This window comes from Hasllibacter halocynthiae, from assembly GCF_003003095.1.
Classification (GTDB): Bacteria; Pseudomonadota; Alphaproteobacteria; order Rhodobacterales; family Rhodobacteraceae; genus Hasllibacter; species Hasllibacter halocynthiae.
On record NZ_PVTT01000001.1, the window covers coordinates 616840 to 632889 of the forward strand.

15 protein-coding genes are annotated in these 16050 nt (G+C 69.5%); all 15 read left to right on the plus strand.

The features are described 5' to 3' along the window. The 15 genes from BCF33_RS14425 to BCF33_RS03235 all read left to right on the plus strand — a co-directional run bounded on the left by BCF33_RS14425 (position 1) and on the right by BCF33_RS03235 (position 15994). Complete coding sequence (locus BCF33_RS14425) at positions 1–324, plus strand: DUF5337 domain-containing protein (protein WP_158259345.1); 324 nt, start codon at positions 1–3, stop codon at positions 322–324. Further along, complete coding sequence (gene nuoF, locus BCF33_RS03165) at positions 324–1616, plus strand: NADH-quinone oxidoreductase subunit NuoF (protein WP_106159461.1); 1293 nt, start codon at positions 324–326, stop codon at positions 1614–1616. The genes BCF33_RS14425 and nuoF overlap by 1 nt, the downstream gene beginning before the upstream one ends. Positions 1617–2079: 463 nt before the next feature. Then, complete coding sequence (locus tag BCF33_RS03175; protein ID WP_106159463.1) at positions 2080–2469, plus strand: DUF5333 domain-containing protein; 390 nt, start codon at positions 2080–2082, stop codon at positions 2467–2469. Between the two features lie 96 nt (positions 2470–2565). Then, positions 2566–4557: an NADH-quinone oxidoreductase subunit NuoG gene (gene nuoG, locus BCF33_RS03180; RefSeq protein WP_106160180.1), complete on the plus strand. Its 1992-nt coding sequence runs from the start codon at positions 2566–2568 to the stop codon at positions 4555–4557. Beyond that, a complete protein-coding gene (locus tag BCF33_RS03185; protein ID WP_106159464.1) occupies positions 4557–4937 on the plus strand; it encodes a hypothetical protein in 381 nt (126 codons plus the stop codon). The genes nuoG and BCF33_RS03185 overlap by 1 nt, the downstream gene beginning before the upstream one ends. A 7-nt stretch (positions 4938–4944) precedes the next feature. Then, on the plus strand, positions 4945–6006 hold the full coding sequence (gene nuoH / locus BCF33_RS03190; RefSeq protein WP_106159465.1) for an NADH-quinone oxidoreductase subunit NuoH: 1062 nt from the start codon (positions 4945–4947) through the stop codon (positions 6004–6006). A gap of 49 nt (positions 6007–6055) precedes the next feature. Continuing rightward, complete coding sequence (gene nuoI / locus BCF33_RS03195) at positions 6056–6556, plus strand: NADH-quinone oxidoreductase subunit NuoI (RefSeq protein ID WP_106159466.1); 501 nt, start codon at positions 6056–6058, stop codon at positions 6554–6556. A gap of 10 nt (positions 6557–6566) precedes the next feature. After that, on the plus strand, positions 6567–7181 hold the full coding sequence (locus BCF33_RS03200) for an NADH-quinone oxidoreductase subunit J (RefSeq protein WP_106159467.1): 615 nt from the start codon (positions 6567–6569) through the stop codon (positions 7179–7181). A gap of 45 nt (positions 7182–7226) precedes the next feature. Beyond that, positions 7227–7532, plus strand: a complete 306-nt coding sequence (gene nuoK, locus BCF33_RS03205; RefSeq protein WP_106159468.1) for an NADH-quinone oxidoreductase subunit NuoK — start codon at positions 7227–7229, stop codon at positions 7530–7532. A gap of 88 nt (positions 7533–7620) precedes the next feature. After that, a complete protein-coding gene (gene nuoL, locus BCF33_RS03210; protein WP_106159469.1) occupies positions 7621–9720 on the plus strand; it encodes an NADH-quinone oxidoreductase subunit L in 2100 nt (699 codons plus the stop codon). A 4-nt stretch (positions 9721–9724) separates the two neighbouring features. After that, a complete protein-coding gene (locus tag BCF33_RS03215) occupies positions 9725–11272 on the plus strand; it encodes an NADH-quinone oxidoreductase subunit M (protein WP_106159470.1) in 1548 nt (515 codons plus the stop codon). Continuing rightward, on the plus strand, positions 11269–12705 hold the full coding sequence (nuoN, locus tag BCF33_RS03220; protein ID WP_106159471.1) for an NADH-quinone oxidoreductase subunit NuoN: 1437 nt from the start codon (positions 11269–11271) through the stop codon (positions 12703–12705). The genes BCF33_RS03215 and nuoN overlap by 4 nt, the downstream gene beginning before the upstream one ends. 14 nt (positions 12706–12719) lie before the next feature. Further along, entirely contained in the window at positions 12720–13457 is a 738-nt protein-coding gene (locus BCF33_RS03225) for a biotin--[acetyl-CoA-carboxylase] ligase (protein WP_106159472.1), read from the plus strand. A gap of 105 nt (positions 13458–13562) precedes the next feature. After that, the gene (locus tag BCF33_RS03230) at positions 13563–14333 is read left to right on the plus strand and encodes a type III pantothenate kinase (RefSeq protein ID WP_106159473.1); all 771 of its coding nucleotides are present in this window, start codon (positions 13563–13565) and stop codon (positions 14331–14333) included. Continuing rightward, positions 14330–15994 (plus strand): ribonuclease J, encoded by a 1665-nt coding sequence (locus BCF33_RS03235; protein WP_106159474.1) that lies wholly within the window; start codon positions 14330–14332, stop codon positions 15992–15994. Before BCF33_RS03230 ends, BCF33_RS03235 begins: the two co-directional genes overlap by 4 nt. Positions 15995–16050 lie beyond the last annotated feature (56 nt).

A 16050-nucleotide genomic window follows, 5' to 3' on the forward strand; every position in this document is an offset into this window, starting at 1 on the left:
ATGGCGGAGTCCCGGCAGGTCAGGCGGGCGAGGGCCAGGCGGGCCGGGGCACCTTCCACGGGCCAAGGCCCCCCCCCATCCGTCCGGCGCGAATACGGCCCCGAGCGCCTGGCCCTGGCGCGGCAGGCGCGATCTGCCGCACTCGTCATGGCGGGGACGATGGTTATCTGGTTCGGGCTGAACATGCTCGGGCGCGAGATGGGGATGCCGGGGGGCTATGCCCTCGTCTTCGACCTCGCGGCCGTCGCCGCGTTCATTTGGGCCCTTGCGGTCGTCTGGCGCGTGTGGCGCAAGGGCCGCGAACTGGATCAGGAGGGGCGGTGATGCTCGCCGACAAGGACCGGATCTTCACGAACCTCTACGGGATGCACGACCGCTCGCTCGCGGGGGCGAGATCGCGCGGGCAGTGGGACGACACGAAGGGCATCGTCGCCAGGGGCAGGGACGCCATCATCGAGGAGATGAAGACCTCCGGCCTGCGGGGCCGGGGCGGGGCGGGCTTCCCCACCGGCCTGAAATGGTCGTTCATGCCCAAGGAATCGGACGGACGGCCGCACTACCTCGTGGTGAACGCCGACGAGTCCGAGCCGGGGACCTGCAAGGACCGCGAGATCATGCGGCACGACCCGCACACCCTGATCGAGGGATGCCTGATCGCGTCCTTCTGCATGGGCGCGAACGCCTGCTACATCTACATCCGGGGCGAGTACATCCGCGAGCGCGAGGCCCTGCAGGCCGCCATCGACGAGTGCTACGACGCCGGGCTGCTGGGCGCGAATGCGGCCCAGACGGGATGGGATTTCGACCTCTATCTCGTGCACGGCGCCGGCGCCTACATCTGCGGCGAGGAGACGGCGCTGCTGGAGAGCCTCGAGGGCAAGAAGGGCATGCCGCGCATGAAGCCGCCCTTCCCGGCGGGCGCGGGCCTCTACGGCTGCCCGACGACGGTGAACAACGTCGAATCGATCGCCGTCGTGCCCACCATCCTGCGCCGCGGGGGCGAGTGGTTCGCGGGCTTCGGGCGCAAGAACAACACCGGCACGAAGCTCTTCGCGATCTCGGGCCACGTGAACGAGCCCTGCGTCGTCGAAGAGGCCATGTCGATCCCCTTCGAGGAGCTGATCGACAAGCATTGCGGCGGCATCCGGGGCGGCTGGGACAACCTCAAGGCGGTGATCCCGGGCGGGTCCTCCGTGCCGCTGCTGCCGGCGGACACGGCGCGCGAGGCGATCATGGACTTCGACTGGCTGCGCGAACGGCAGTCGGGCCTGGGCACCGCCGCCGTCATCGTCATGGACCAGTCGACAGACGTCATAAAGGCGATCTGGCGGTTGTCGAAGTTCTACAAGCACGAGAGCTGCGGCCAGTGCACCCCCTGCCGCGAGGGCACCGGCTGGATGATGCGCGTCATGGACCGGCTGGTGCAGGGCGACGCCGAACCGGCCGAGATCGACATGCTGCTGGACGTCACCAAGCAGGTCGAGGGGCACACGATCTGCGCCCTCGGCGACGCCGCCGCCTGGCCGATCCAGGGGCTGATCCGTCACTTCCGCGACGAGATCGAGGAGAGGATCGCCCACAAGCGCCGCCGTCCGGTGCCCTTCGCGGCGGAGTGAAGGGACGGGCGGGACGCCCCGCCCGGCCCCGGCATGGGCCGTCGGCGCGGCGATCACGGGCGACAGGGCGGCCCGGCGCGGGGATCGCGTGCCGCCGCCGGGTGCCATAGCCCGGACGTCGCACGCCGCGCGTCGGCTCGGCCGGGCGACGCTGCGGGGTGCCATCGGCGGCGAAGGAAGGGGCATGCAATGCCGGAGACGAACGCGACGCTGGGCGCATTGCTGGCGCAGGAGGGGCGGAGGGCCTGCTGGCCTTCGGCCTGATCGCCGGGGCGGGCATGGCGCTGGCCCTGGCCGGGCTGCCGCCCCTGCGGGCCGTGCTGCGGGCCATTCGGCGCTGATCGTACGCCGCGGTGCGGCGGGCCCTCGTCGTGCCGCGGGATGGCGGGGCAGGGTCATTGAATGACCCGTCCCCGATGGCCAGTTCGGGGCACGAACGGAACCGAGCAAGGGGAGGTGCGCCATGCGCATCCTGACCGCCACGATCCTCGCCGCCGCGCTGGCCCTTCCGGCCCACGCCCGGACGCCGTCCGACATTCCCGAGGTGGTCGAGCGGTTGCTGGTCGTCGGCATGGCCGACGAGCTGCGCGAGCAGTGCGGCGACGTCTCGGCCCGTGTGGTCCGCGCGATCGGCTACCTGCGCGAGACGGCGCAGGTGGCGCTGGACGCCGGCTTCACCCGCGCGGAGGTCGAGGCCTATGTCGACGACGACGCCGAGAAGGAGCGGCTCCGCGGCATCGCGCACCGGCTGCTGCTGGACCTGGGCGTCCAGGAGGGCGACGAGGCCAGCTACTGCGCCGTCGCGCGCGGCCAGATCGAGGGCGGCACGGCGGTGGGGCGATTGCTCCGATAGGTCGCGGGGGGGGCGGCGGCGGGCGCCCTTGAAGGCTTACCGGGGCCGGCGTAGGTGGACGCCGAACGCCTTCCGGCCAAGGGGTCCTTTCCGCGCATGTCAGACCTTCGCACCATCGTCATCGACGGCAATGCGGTCGAGGTGGACCCCCGCCTGACGCTGATCCAGGCCTGCGAGGAAGCGGGGATCGAGATCCCGCGCTTCTGCTACCACGAGCGTCTGTCGATCGCGGGCAACTGCCGGATGTGCCTTGTCGAGATCGTGGGCGGGCCGCCGAAGCCCGCAGCCTCATGCGCGATGCAGGTGAAGGACCTGCGGCCGGGCAAGGACGGCGAGCCGCCGGAGGTCCGCACCAACAGCCCCATGGTGAAGAAGGCCCGCGAGGGGGTGATGGAGTTCCTGCTCATCAACCACCCGCTCGACTGCCCGATCTGCGACCAAGGGGGCGAGTGCGACCTTCAGGACCAGGCGATGGCTTACGGGGTCGACTTCTCGCGCTATCGCGAGCCGAAGCGCGCGGTCGTGGACCTCGACCTCGGGCCCCTGGTCGAGACGCACATGACGCGCTGCATCTCGTGCACCCGCTGCGTGCGCTTCACCACGGAGGTCGCCGGGATCACCCAGATGGGCCAGACCGGACGGGGCGAGGACGCCGAGATCACGTCCTACCTGGGCGAGACGCTCGATTCGGAGCTGCAGGGCAACATCATCGACCTCTGCCCCGTGGGCGCGCTGGTCTCGAAGCCCTACGCCTTCACCGCCCGCCCTTGGGAGCTGACGAAGACCGAGTCGGTGGACGTGATGGACGGGCTGGGCTCCAACATCCGCGTGGACACCAAGGGGCGCGAGGTGATGCGCTTCCTGCCCGTCAACCATGACGGCGTGAACGAGGAATGGATCTCGGACAAGACGCGCTTCGTCTGGGACGGGCTCAGGCGGCAGCGGCTGGACAAGCCCTACATCCGGCAGGGCGGCAGGCTGCGGCCCGCCACCTGGCCCGAGGCGCTGGCCGTCGTGGCCGAGCGGATGAAGGGCGCGGCGCAATTGTCTGGGATCGTTGGCGATCTGGCGCCGGTCGAGGCCGTCTTCGCGCTGAAGCAGCTGATCGAGGGGCAGGGCGGCATCGTCGAGTGCCGGACCCTGGGCGAGGCACTGATCCCTGGGAACCGGGGCGCCTATGTCGGCGACGCCCGCATCGAGGAGCTGGACGACGCGGATCGGATCGTGCTGATCGGCACCAACCCCCGCACGGAGGCGCCCGTCCTGAACGCACGCATCCGCAAGGCGTGGCTGCGCGGCGCCACCGTCGAGCGGCTGGGGATGGCGGCGGACCTGGGCTACGACGTGGAGGAACGGGGCGACGATCCCCGCGAGGTGTCGAAGCTGGACGGCGGCGGCGTGTTCGTGATCGGCATGGGCGCGCTGGCGCGGCCCGACGGGAAGGCCATACTCGCCGCCGCGCTGGAGGCGGCGGGCGACGGCAAAGTGCTGATCTTGCATCATTCCGCCGCCCGCGTGGGCGCCATGGACGTCGGCGCTACCTGCGAAGGCGGGATCGAGGCGGCGTTGGGTGCTCAGGTCGTCTGGAACCTCGGCGCGGACGAGATCGACGTGCCGCCGGGGGCGTTCGTGATCTATCAGGGCAGCCACGGGGACCGGGGCGCGCACCGGGCGGACGTGATCCTGCCGGCAGCCGCCTACACGGAGGAGAACGGGCTTTTCGTGAACACCGAAGGTCGCCCGCAGCTGGCCTTCCGCGCGAGCTTCCCGCCGGGAGACGCCAAGGAGAACTGGGCCATCCTGCGCGCCGCCTCCGGCGAGATGGGGGAGGTGCTGCCCTACGATTCGCTGCCCCAGCTCAGGCAGGCGCTGGTGAAGGCGCATCCCGTCCTGGGGCGGGTGAACGAGGTCACCGAGAGCGTGCGCGCGCCCGTCGAGCCGGGGGGCGAGGTCACGGACGTGCGCCTCGTGAACCTGATCGCCGACTTCTACATGACGAACCCGATCGCCCGCGCGTCGGAGGTCATGGCCGAGCTGTCCGCGAACCGGAAGGCGCGGCGCGAGGCGCCGCCCATCGCGGCCGAGTAGTGCGCGGGGCCGTGGCGATAGCCCTCCTTGCCGGATGCGCCGCCGGCGGGGCGCCGAGGGGCGCGGTAACGGAGCCCGTGCACGTCGGGATCGAGACGCGTCTGCTGGACGACGACCTGACGCAGTTCCTCGTCGAGATGCGGGGCGGCGCGGGGCCGGAGGACGTCGACGCCTACGCCCGCTGCGCCGCGGCGCAGTACGCCCTGATCCGGGGCTACGCCTTCGCGCGGCAAGTGCGCACGCAGGCGGCCGAACGGGGTGGCACCTGGTTCGGGGATGCTGTTTACGTCATCTCGCCCGGCCTGCCGCGCGGCGCGCGGACCATCGACGCCGAGGTGACGGTGCGGGACTGCCAGGCCCGCGGGATACCGACCGTATGAGGACAGCATGATCCTGATCGAATCGCCCTTCTGGGCCACGGGCGCAGGGCTCGCGCTGCTGGCGCTGCTGCAGTCGCTGCTGCTGGTCGTGCTGCTGCTGCTGAGCCTTGCCGTGCTGCTCTACGCGGACCGGAAGATCTGGGCGGCGGTGCAGATGCGCAAGGGACCGAACGTGGTCGGCGCGTTCGGGCTGCTGCAATCCTTCGCGGACTTCTTCAAGTACGCCCTGAAGGAGGTCGTCGTGCCCGCCGGGGCCGACAAGCCCGTCTATTTCCTCGCGCCGATGCTGAGCTTCACGCTGGCGCTGATGCTGTGGGTGGTGATCCCGTTCGACGAGGGCTGGGTGCTGGCCGACATCAACGTCGCCATCCTCTACATCTTCGCGATCTCGTCCTTCGAGGTCTACGGCGTGATCATGGGTGGCTGGGCCTCGAACTCGAAGTACCCGTTCCTGGGCTCGCTGCGGTCGGCGGCGCAGATGATCTCCTACGAGGTGTCGATCGGGCTGATCCTGGTGGGGGTCATCATCTCGACCGCGTCGCTGAACCTGACGCATATCGTCGAGGCGCAGCGCGGGGCGGGCCTCCTGTCCTGGTACTGGCTGCCGCACCTGCCGATGGTGGCGCTGTTCTTCATCAGCGCCCTGGCGGAGACGAACCGCGCGCCATTCGACCTGCCCGAAGCCGAGTCCGAGCTGGTCGCGGGCTATCAGGTGGAGTACTCCTCGACGCCCTTCCTGCTCTTCATGATCGGCGAGTACGCGGCCATGGTCTTCATGTGCGCGCTGATCTCGGTCCTGTTCTTCGGGGGCTGGCTGTCGCCGGTGCCGTTCCTGCCGGACGGGGCGTGGTGGATGGTGCTGAAGATCGGGCTGTGCTTCTTCATGTTCTCGATGGTCAAGGCGGTGGTGCCGCGCTACCGCTACGACCAGCTGATGCGGATCGGCTGGAAGGTGTTCCTGCCGCTGTCCCTGGCCTGGGTCGTGATCGTCGCATTCCTGGCCCGCTACCGGGTGCTGGACGGGTTCTGGGCCCGCTGGCCCGAGGCGATCCCCCTGGTGGTAAACTGATGCGCCGCGCCCCACATCACGAGGACCGCAACCGTTCGGGAGGCAGGTCATGACGACGCAATCCATCGACTACGGGCGGGCGGCCAAGTACTTCTTGTTGTTCGACTTCTGGAAGGGTCTGGGCCTCGGGCTGAAGTATTTCTTCCGGCCGAAGGCGACGGTGAACTACCCGCACGAGAAGGGCCCGCTGAGCCCCCGATTCCGGGGCGAGCACGCCCTGCGCCGCTATCCCAACGGCGAGGAGCGGTGCATCGCCTGCAAGCTCTGCGAGGCGATCTGCCCCGCGCAGGCGATCACCATCGACGCCGAGCCGCGCGAGGACGGCTCGCGCCGGACGATCCGCTACGACATCGACATGACGAAGTGCATCTACTGCGGCTTCTGCCAGGAGGCATGCCCGGTCGACGCCATCGTCGAGGGGCCGAATTTCGAGTACTCGACCGAGACGCGCGAGGAGCTGTTCTACGACAAGGAGCGGCTTCTGGCGAACGGCGAGCGCTGGGAGGCCGAGATCGCCCGCAACCTCGAGCTGGACGCTCCCTACCGCTGAGGAGGGCCGCATGGCCGCCGTGATCTTCTTCTACCTCTTCGCCCTCCTCTCGATCGTGGGGGGGCTGGGGACGGTGCTGGGGCGCAACCCGGTGCACAGCGTGCTGTGGCTGATCCTGAGCTTCATCAGCGCCGCGGGCCTCTTCGTGCTGGCCGGGGCGGAGTTCGTCGCCATGCTGCTGGTGATCGTCTACGTCGGCGCGGTCGCGGTGCTGTTCCTCTTCGTCGTGATGATGCTTGACGTGGACTTCTCGGCCCTGCGGGCCGAGACGTCGCGCCTGCTGCCCGTGGGGCTGCTGATCGGGCTGGTGATCCTGCTGCAGCTCGGGATCGCGTTCGGGGACTGGCACGCCGCGCCCACCGCGCCCGAGCTGGCGCGCGCGCCGGTGCCGGACGCGACGCTGATCCAGAACACGGCCGCCATCGGTCAGATCCTCTACGACGAGTACTTCCTGGCCTTCCAGATGGCGGGCCTCGTTCTGCTGGTCGCGATGATCGGGGCGATCGTGCTGACGCTGCGGCACCGCCAGGACGTGAAGCGCCAGAACGTGATGCTGCAGATGTCGCGCGACCCGAAGAAGGCGATGGCCGTGATCGACGTGAAGCCGGGGCAGGGCCTGGGTTGAGGAAATCGGGACGCACCGCGCGGTGCGTTAACGAAGGGGGCCGGGATGATCGGCATCGGACATTATCTGGCGGTCGGGATGGTCCTGTTCGTGACGGGCATCTTCGGGCTGTTCCTGAACCGCAAGAACGTCATCGTCATGCTGATGAGCATCGAGCTGATGCTGCTGGCGGTGAACGTGAACTTCGTCGCATTCTCGACCTTCCACAACGACTTGCAGGGACAGGTCTTCACCCTCTTCGTGCTGACAGTCGCCGCCGCCGAGGCCGCAATCGGGCTGGCGATCCTGGTCTGCTTCTTCCGCAACCGCGGCACGATCGACGTCGAGGACGTCAACGTGATGAAGGGCTAGCGCGCGGTGGGGCAACGGACTGTCAACCTCTTGCGGGTAGTCTCAATCCCCGTGACTAGAGGCGCGGATTCGAGGGAGCGCTGAGACAATGGCGACGATCATCCTGTTCGCGCCCCTTCTGGGCGCCATCGTCTGCGGCTTCGGCTGGCGCGCGATAGGCGAGGCCGGGGCCCAGTGGTTCGCCACGGCGCTGATGTTCCTCGCCGCGATCCTGTCATGGGCGGTCTACCTCACCCATGACGGCGTCACGCAGACCCTCACGCTGATGACCTGGATCGAGAGCGGGACGATGGCGGCCGACTGGTCGATCCGCATGGACCGGCTGACGGCGACGATGCTGATCGTCATCACGACGGTCTCGGCGCTCGTCCACCTCTACAGCTTCGGGTACATGGCACACGACGAGAACTTCCGCGAGGGCGAGAGCTACCGCCCGCGGTTCTTCGCGTACCTGTCGTTCTTCACCTTCGCGATGCTGATGCTGGTGACGGGCGACAACCTCGTGCAGATCTTCTTCGGCTGGGAGGGGGTGGGCCTCGCCTCCTACCTCCTGATCGGGTTCTACTTCCGCAAGCGCAGCGCGAACGCCGCCGCGATGAAGGCCTTCGTCGTGAACCGGGTCGGGGACTTCGCCTTCCTCCTGGGCATCTTCGCGATCTACGTGGTCTTCGACACGGTCAGCCTGCAGGCGATCTTCGAGGCGGTCCCCCTCGCGCGGGACGAGACGATCCGCTTCCTCTGGACCGACTGGCCCGCGCTGGAGGTGATCGCGATCCTCCTCTTCGGGGGGGCCGCGGGCAAGTCGGCGCAGCTTCTGCTGCACACGTGGCTGCCCGACGCGATGGAGGGGCCGACCCCGGTCTCGGCCCTGATCCACGCGGCGACCATGGTGACGGCGGGGGTCTTCCTGCTGTGCCGGATGTCCCCGATCATGGAGTACGCGGATTCGGCCATGGTGTTCGTCACCGTGCTGGGCGCGCTGACGGCGTTCTACGCCGCGACGGTCGGCCTCGTGCAGACGGACATCAAGCGGGTGATCGCGTACTCGACCTGCTCGCAGCTGGGGTACATGTTCGTCGCCGCCGCCGTCGGGGTCTATTCGGTCGCCATGTTCCATCTGCTGACGCACGCCTTTTTCAAGGCGCTGCTGTTCCTGGGGGCGGGGTCGGTCATCCACGGGATGCACCACGAGCAGGACATGCGGAACTACGGCGGGCTGCGCCGCAGGATGCCGCTGACCTTCTGGGCGATGATGATCGGCACGCTGGCGATCACGGGGGTGGGGGTGCCGCTGCTCTATATCGGCTTCCCGGTGGGCTTCGCGGGCTTCGTGTCGAAGGACGCCATCGTGGAGAGCGTCTTCGCCGCCGCGCAGGTCGAGGGGGCCGCCCACGCGACCTTCGCCTTCTGGGCGCTGCTGGTGGCGGCGACGCTGACCTCGTTCTACTCGTGGCGTCTGATGTTCCTGACCTTCTTCGGCGCGCCGCGGGGCAACGCCAAGACCCACGAGCACGCGCACGAGAGCCCCTGGACCATGCTGGTCCCGCTGGGCGTGCTGTCGGTCGGCGCGGTGGTCGCGGGCATGGCGTTCTACAAGCCCTATTTCGGGGACCACGACGCGGTGGCGAAGCATTTCGGCATCCCCGCGCACCACGCCGAGGCTGCCGAGCCCCCCGCCGAGGGGGCGGCGGTCGAGAGCGACCTCGCCGAGAGCGACGCGGAGGAGCTGACGCACGCGCTGCCGGGGCAGGGGGCCATCTACATGGCGCCGGACAACGAGGTCCTCGACGGCGCGCACCATGTTCCCTACTGGGTCAAGCTGTCGCCCTTCGTGGCGATGCTGCTGGGGCTGGTGCCGGCTTGGCTGCTCTACATCCGCCGGCCCGAGCTGCCAGCGAGGATCGCCGCCGCGAACCGGCCGATCTACCTGTTCCTGCTGAACAAGTGGTACTTCGACGAGATCTACGACTTCCTCTTCGTGCGGCCGGCGCTGTGGCTGGGCCGGTTCTTCTGGAAGAAGGGCGACGGGGCGGCGATCGACGGGACCGTCAACGGCGTGGCGCTGGGGATCGTGCCCTTCTTCACCCGCCTCGCCGGGCGGGCGCAGTCCGGGTACCTCTTCCACTACGCGTTCGGGATGGTGATCGGCATCGCCGCCCTGCTGACGCTGATGACGCTGCTGGGCTGACCCGATGAGCAACCTCCTCTCCATCGTCCTGTTCCTGCCGGCCATCGCGGCGGCGATCCTCGCGCTGTTCCTGCGCGGCGACGACGAGGCCGCGCAGCGCAACGCCAAGTGGCTGGCGCTGATCGCGACGACGGCGACCTTCCTGATATCGCTGGGCGTCTGGTTCCAGTTCGACCCCCTCCAGCCCGGTTTCCAGTTCGTGGAGGAGCGGGCGTGGATCCTGGGCCTGAACTACAAGCTGGGCGTGGACGGGATCAGCCTGCTCTTCGTGATGCTGACGACGCTGCTCATGCCGCTGGTGATCGCCTCGGCCTGGGAGGTGACGAGCCGGGTGAAGGAGTACATGATCGCCTTCCTCGTCCTCGAGACGCTGATGATCGGCGTGTTCGTGGCGCTGGACCTGGTCCTGTTCTACCTCTTCTTCGAGGCCGGCCTCATTCCGATGTTCCTGATCATCGGCATCTGGGGCGGCAGGGAGCGCATCTACGCGGCGTTCAAGTTCTTCCTCTACACCTTCCTCGGCTCGGTCCTGATGCTGGTCGCGATGATCGCGATCTACGTCGCGGCGGGGACGACCGACATCCCGACCCTGCTGGCGACCGATTTCCCGTCCGAGACGGTGTACATCCTGAACGGCGCGGTGCCGGGAGGCTTCCAGACGCTGCTGTGGCTGGCCTTCTTCGCGTCCTTCGCGGTGAAGATGCCGATGTTCCCAGTCCACACCTGGCTGCCGGACGCGCACGTGCAGGCGCCCACGGCCGGGTCGGTCGTGCTGGCGGCGATCCTGCTGAAGATGGGCGGCTACGGGTTCCTGCGGTTCAACCTGCCCATGTTCCCCGTGGCGAGCGAGATCATGGCCCCGCTGGTGCTGTGGCTGTCGGCGATCGCGATCGTCTACGCGTCCCTCGTCGCCCTGCGGCAGGAGGACATGAAGAAGCTCGTCGCCTATTCGTCCGTGGCGCACATGGGCTTCGTCACCGCGGGCATCTTCGTGGCGAACCAGCAGGGACTGGACGGGGCCGTCTTCCAGATGATCTCCCACGGGTTCGTCTCGGGCGCGCTCTTCCTCTGCGTCGGGGTGATCTACGACCGGATGCACACGCGCGAGATCGCCGCCTATGGCGGCCTGGCGAACCGGATGCCGGCCTACGCGCTGGTCTTCCTGCTGTTCACGATGGCCAATATCGGCCTGCCCGGCACCTCCGGCTTCGTGGGCGAGTTCCTGACCCTCATGGGGATGTTCCAGTACGACACCTGGGTCGCGGTGGTGGCGACGACGGGCGTGATCCTCGCGGCGAGCTACGGCCTTTGGCTGTTCCGGCGCGTCGTCCTCGGCGACCTCATCCGGGAGAGCCTGCGCTCGATCACCGACATGACGCCGCGCGAGAAGTGGATCTTCGCGCCCCTCGTCGCCTTCACGCTGTTCCTGGGGATCTACCCCTCCTTCATCCTTGACCCGATCCAGCCGGCCACGGCCGCGCTGCTGGAGGAGGTCGAGACCGCGCGCGCGCTTCACGACGGCGCGCTGCGCTTCGCGGAGTCGCCTGAATGATCGGACCGTCCCTGGAAGTCATCCTGCCCGAGCTGATCCTCGCGCTCTACGCGATGGGGGGGCTGCTGCTCGCGGTGTACACCGCGAAGGACCGGGTGGCGAAACTGCTGACCTGGGTGACGGCGGCGGTGTTCGTCGCCCTCGCGGTCTGGATCGGGACCATGCAGGGCGTCGGCGTGGGCTTCGGCGGGATGTTCGTGGCGGACGGGTTCGCGCGCTTCGCGAAGATCGGCATCCTGCTGTCTGCGGCGGCCGTGCTGCTTATGGCGGTCGACTACCTGGAGCGGCGGGACCTCCTGCGGTTCGAGTATCCGATGCTGGTCACGCTGGCCGTCGTCGGGATGATGGTCATGGTTTCCTCGGGGGACCTGATCATCCTCTACATGGGGCTCGAGCTGCAGTCGCTGGCGGCCTACGTGATCGCGGCGATCCGGCGCGACAGCGTGAAGTCGACGGAGGCGGGGCTGAAGTACTTCGTCCTCGGCGCGCTGTCCTCGGGGCTGCTGCTCTACGGGATCAGCCTGGTCTACGGCTACGCGGGCACGACGCTCTATGCGGGGGTGTTCACCGTCGCCTTCGGCGAGATGCCGCTGGGGCTTCTCTTCGGCCTCGTCTTCGTGATGTCGGGGCTGGCCTTCAAGATCTCGGCCGCGCCGTTCCACATGTGGACGCCCGACGTCTACGAGGGCGCGCCCACCCCGGTCGCGGCCTTCTTCGCCACCGCGCCGAAGCTGGCGGCGATGGCCTTGCTGGCGCGGGTCGTCTGGGACGCGTTCGGGCTGGCCGTGGCGGACTGGACGCAGGTCATCGCCCTGCTCTCGGTGCTGTCGATGATCCTGGGATCCGTGGCCGCGATCGGGCAGCGGGACATCAAGCGGCTGATGGCCTACTCGTCCATCGGGCACATGGGCTACGCCCTGATCGGCCTGGCTGCCGGGACGGCCTTCGGGGTCGAGGCGATGCTGCTCTACATGGCGATCTACATCGCGATGAACGTCGGCGCCTTCGCCTTCATCCTCCTGATGGAGAGGGGCGGGCGCCCGGTGCCGGACATCGGCGCGCTAGGCGGCCTCGCACGCTACGAGCCGGTCCGCGCCTGGTCGATGCTGGTCCTGATGTTCTCGATGGCGGGCGTGCCGCCCTTCCTCGGGTTCTTCGCCAAGTTCGTGGTGCTGCAGGCGGCCGTCGCGGCGGACATGGTCTGGCTGGCCGTGATCGGCGTCGTGGCGAGCGTGGTGGGCGCGTTCTACTACCTGCGGATCGTGTACCTGATGTTCTTCGGCGAGGAGGCGGACGAGCTGGACCGCGGGGGCGACGCCATCCAGCGCGTCATGCTGGTCGGCTCGGCTGCGGTGATGGTGCTGGGGATGATCTCGCTTCTCGGGGTGGACGACGCGGCGGCCCTCGCGGCGGCGGCGTTGATCGCGGGCTGAGGCGCGGCGCAGCCATGGCCAGGCCGGAGGGAGAGGGCGCCGGCTGGCCCGCCGGCGTGGAGCGGATCGTCCTGCCCGAATGCGCCTCGACCATGGCGGAGGCGCGCAGGATCGCCGACGGGCGGGAGGGGCCGTTCTGGGTCCTGGCGCACCGGCAGACCAGCGGGCGCGGCCGGCGCGGCCGGTCCTGGCTGATGCCGGAGGGGAACTTCGCCGCGACGGGCGTGTTCGAGGCGCCCCCGGCGGAGGCGCCGCTTCGCAGCTTCGTCGCCGCGGTCGCGCTGCGGGATGCGCTGGAGGGCGTGCGGGGGCAGGCCGGCCTGTCGCTGAAGTGGCCGAACGACGTCCTCCTGGGCGGCCGGAAGCTGGCGGGCATCCTTCTGGAGGGGCTGCCGGGGGGGCGCGTCGCCGTCGGGGTCGGCGTCAACCTCGCCGCCGCGCCCCCTTCGGACGCGCTGCCGGAGGGGGCGCTTCCGGCCGTGGCGCTGGATCGGCCCTGCACGCCGGAGGGCTTCCTCGACCGGCTGGCGCCGGCCTTCGCCCGCTGGGAAGGGGCGCTGCGCGCCGGGGGCTTCGCCGAGGTGCGCGCCGAATGGATGCGGCACGCCGCCCGGTTGGGCGAGCGGGTGGCGGTGCGCCTTCCGCGCGGGGTCGTGGAAGGGCGGATGGAAGGGATCGCGCCGGACGGCGCGCTGGTCCTGGCGACGGTGACGGGCGAGCGGCGCGTGTCGGCGGGCGACGTGCTGCCTTGAGCGGTTGCCGTCCGGGATGCTGCCGGGTGCCCCGTCGGCCGTCCCCAGGCCGGGGCGGGGCCGCTTTCGCTTGCCCCCGCCGCCGCTGCGCGTAGAGGGGGCGGCATGCTGCTCTGCATCGACTGCGGGAACACGAACACGGTCTTCTCCGTCTGGGACGGAACGCGCTTCCTCGCCACCTTCCGCACCGCGACGGAGTGGCAGCGGACGGCGGACCAGTACTGGGTCTGGTTCGAGGCGCTGGCCCGGCACCGGAAGCTGGACGCGGACATCACGGACGTCATCGTCTCGGCCACCGTGCCGCGCGTCGTGTTCAACCTGCGCGTCATGGCGGATCGCTATTTCGGGTGCCGCCCCCTCGTCGTGGGGCGCGACGCGGCCCTGCCCACCCCCCCGCGGGTGGACGAGGGCACCACGGTCGGGCCGGACCGGCTGGCGAACGCGGCGGGGGCATACGACCGGCACGGCGGCGACCTCGTGATCGTGGACTTCGGCACCGCCACCACGTTCGACGTGGTGGACGCCGACGGCGCCTATGTCGGGGGGGCCATCGCGCCCGGGATCAACCTGAGCCTCGAGGCGTTGCACCAGGCGGCCGCCGCGCTGCCGCACGTGGACATTACCAAGCCCCAGCGCGTCGTGGGGACCAACACCGTCGCCTGCATGCAGTCGGGCGTCTTCTGGGGCTATGTCGGCCTCATCCGCGAGATAACGACCCGCATCCGCGCCGAGAGGGCGCGTCCGATGAAGGTCATAGCGACGGGCGGGCTGGCGCCCCTGTTCCAGCAGGCCGAACCCCTCTTCGACGCGTTCGAGGAGGACCTGACCATGCACGGGCTGACCGTGATCCATAAGCACAACGAAAGCATGAAATGACCGAGAGACTGATCTACCTCCCCCTCGGGGGCGCCGGCGAGGTCGGCATGAACGCCTATGTCTACGGATGGGGCGAGCCCGGGGCCGAGCGGCTGGTCCTGGTGGACCTCGGCGTGACCTTCCCCGACATGGACAGCACGCCCGGGGTCGACCTGATCTTCCCCGACACCGCATGGCTGGAGGAGAACCGGGACCGGCTGGAGGCGGTGTTCGTCACCCACGCGCACGAGGACCATGTCGGCGCGGTCGGGCATCTTTACAGCCGGCTGGGGGACGTGCCGGTCTATGCTCGGAAGTTCACCGCGATCCACGCCCGCCGCAAGCTGGAGGAGCAGGGCTTCGACGCCGGACGCATCGTCAGGGTCGTGGGCCCGATGGAAGGGGTGCCCGTCGGGCAGATGACGCTGAGCTTCATGCCGGTCCCCCACTCGATCCCCGAGGCGTCGGGGATGCTGATCGACACGCCCGCGGGGCGGATCTTCCACACGGGCGACTTCAAGCTCGACCCCGATCCGGTGGTGGGCGAGGGCTTCGTCGAGGAGGATTGGCGCGCCGCGGCCGGGGACGGGGTGCACGCGCTGGTCTGCGACAGCACGAACGTCTGGGTGCCGCATCCGGGGCGGTCGGAATCCCTGGTCGGGCCCAACATCCGCGAGCTGGTCGCCGAGGCGTCCGGCATGGTCGTGGCCACGACCTTCGCGTCCAACGTCGCACGGGTCCAGTCAATGATCCGCGCGGGCCAGGAGGCGGGGCGCAGCGTCTGCCTGCTGGGCCGGTCCATGCAACGCATGGTCGCCGCCGCGAAGGAGGCCGGGGTGGTCGAGGACTTCCCCGAGACCGTCGACCTGGAGGACGCCCGCGACATCCCCCGCGAGAGCCTGATGCTGGTCGTCACCGGCAGCCAGGGCGAGCGGCGGGCAGCCTCGGCGCAGCTGAGCCGCGGCAAGTACCTGGGGCTGACCATGGCCGAAGGGGACACGTTCCTCTTCTCGTCCAAGACCATCCCGGGGAACGAGCGGGGCGTGCTTCAGATCGTCAACGCCTTCTCGGAGCAGGGGGTGGACGTCGTCTCGGACGAGGAGACGGCCTATCACGTCTCGGGCCACGCGAACGGGCCGGACATCCAGCGCGTGCACGAGATCATGCGCCCGGCCATGGTGATCCCCATGCACGGCGAGCACCGGATGCTGCGCAAGCAGGCCGAGATGGCCCGCGCCGCCGGGATTCCCAGCGCCGTCGCGACGAACGGGACCATGCTGGACCTGACCGGCGAGGCGCCGAAGGTGGCCGAGCACATCGAGGCCGGGCGCATCTACAAGGACGGCGAGGTGCAGATCGGCGCCCTGGACGGCGTGGTGCGCGACCGCATCCGCATGGCGCTGAACGGGACCTGCGTCGTCACCCTGATCGTGGACGAGGATGGCGACGTCCTGGGCGAGCCCTGGGTCGAGCTGATGGGCCTGCCCGCCGAAGGCAGGTCCGGCCCGTTGGCCGAGACGATGGAGGCCCGGCTGGGCGCGACGGTGGACGCGCTGTCGCCGAAGCAGGTCGCGGACGACGACAAGCTGGACGACGCGCTTCGCAAGGCCGCGCGCGCGGTGTCGAACGACGAGATCGGCAAGAAGCCGGAGGTGATCGTCGTGGTGTCGCGGCTGTCCTGAGGGGCGGGGCGGCGGGCCGGGGCCCGCGCCCCATCGGGTCGGCGGGACGGGCTTCG

What these genes read in the sequence shown, in the direction of transcription:
- BCF33_RS14425 (WP_158259345.1), top strand. Translation starts at nt 1, where the DNA reads ATGGCGGAGTCCCGGCAGGTCAGGCGGGCGAGGGCCAGGCGGGCCGGG.
- nuoF (WP_106159461.1), top strand. Translation starts at nt 324, where the DNA reads ATGCTCGCCGACAAGGACCGGATCTTCACGAACCTCTACGGGATGCAC.
- BCF33_RS03175 (WP_106159463.1), top strand. Translation starts at nt 2,080, where the DNA reads ATGCGCATCCTGACCGCCACGATCCTCGCCGCCGCGCTGGCCCTTCCG.
- nuoG (WP_106160180.1), top strand. Translation starts at nt 2,566, where the DNA reads ATGTCAGACCTTCGCACCATCGTCATCGACGGCAATGCGGTCGAGGTG.
- nuoH (WP_106159465.1), top strand. Translation starts at nt 4,945, where the DNA reads ATGATCCTGATCGAATCGCCCTTCTGGGCCACGGGCGCAGGGCTCGCG.
- nuoI (WP_106159466.1), top strand. Translation starts at nt 6,056, where the DNA reads ATGACGACGCAATCCATCGACTACGGGCGGGCGGCCAAGTACTTCTTG.
- BCF33_RS03200 (WP_106159467.1), top strand. Translation starts at nt 6,567, where the DNA reads ATGGCCGCCGTGATCTTCTTCTACCTCTTCGCCCTCCTCTCGATCGTG.
- nuoK (WP_106159468.1), top strand. Translation starts at nt 7,227, where the DNA reads ATGATCGGCATCGGACATTATCTGGCGGTCGGGATGGTCCTGTTCGTG.
- nuoL (WP_106159469.1), top strand. Translation starts at nt 7,621, where the DNA reads ATGGCGACGATCATCCTGTTCGCGCCCCTTCTGGGCGCCATCGTCTGC.
- BCF33_RS03215 (WP_106159470.1), top strand. Translation starts at nt 9,725, where the DNA reads ATGAGCAACCTCCTCTCCATCGTCCTGTTCCTGCCGGCCATCGCGGCG.
- nuoN (WP_106159471.1), top strand. Translation starts at nt 11,269, where the DNA reads ATGATCGGACCGTCCCTGGAAGTCATCCTGCCCGAGCTGATCCTCGCG.
- BCF33_RS03225 (WP_106159472.1), top strand. Translation starts at nt 12,720, where the DNA reads ATGGCCAGGCCGGAGGGAGAGGGCGCCGGCTGGCCCGCCGGCGTGGAG.
- BCF33_RS03230 (WP_106159473.1), top strand. Translation starts at nt 13,563, where the DNA reads ATGCTGCTCTGCATCGACTGCGGGAACACGAACACGGTCTTCTCCGTC.
- BCF33_RS03235 (WP_106159474.1), top strand. Translation starts at nt 14,330, where the DNA reads ATGACCGAGAGACTGATCTACCTCCCCCTCGGGGGCGCCGGCGAGGTC.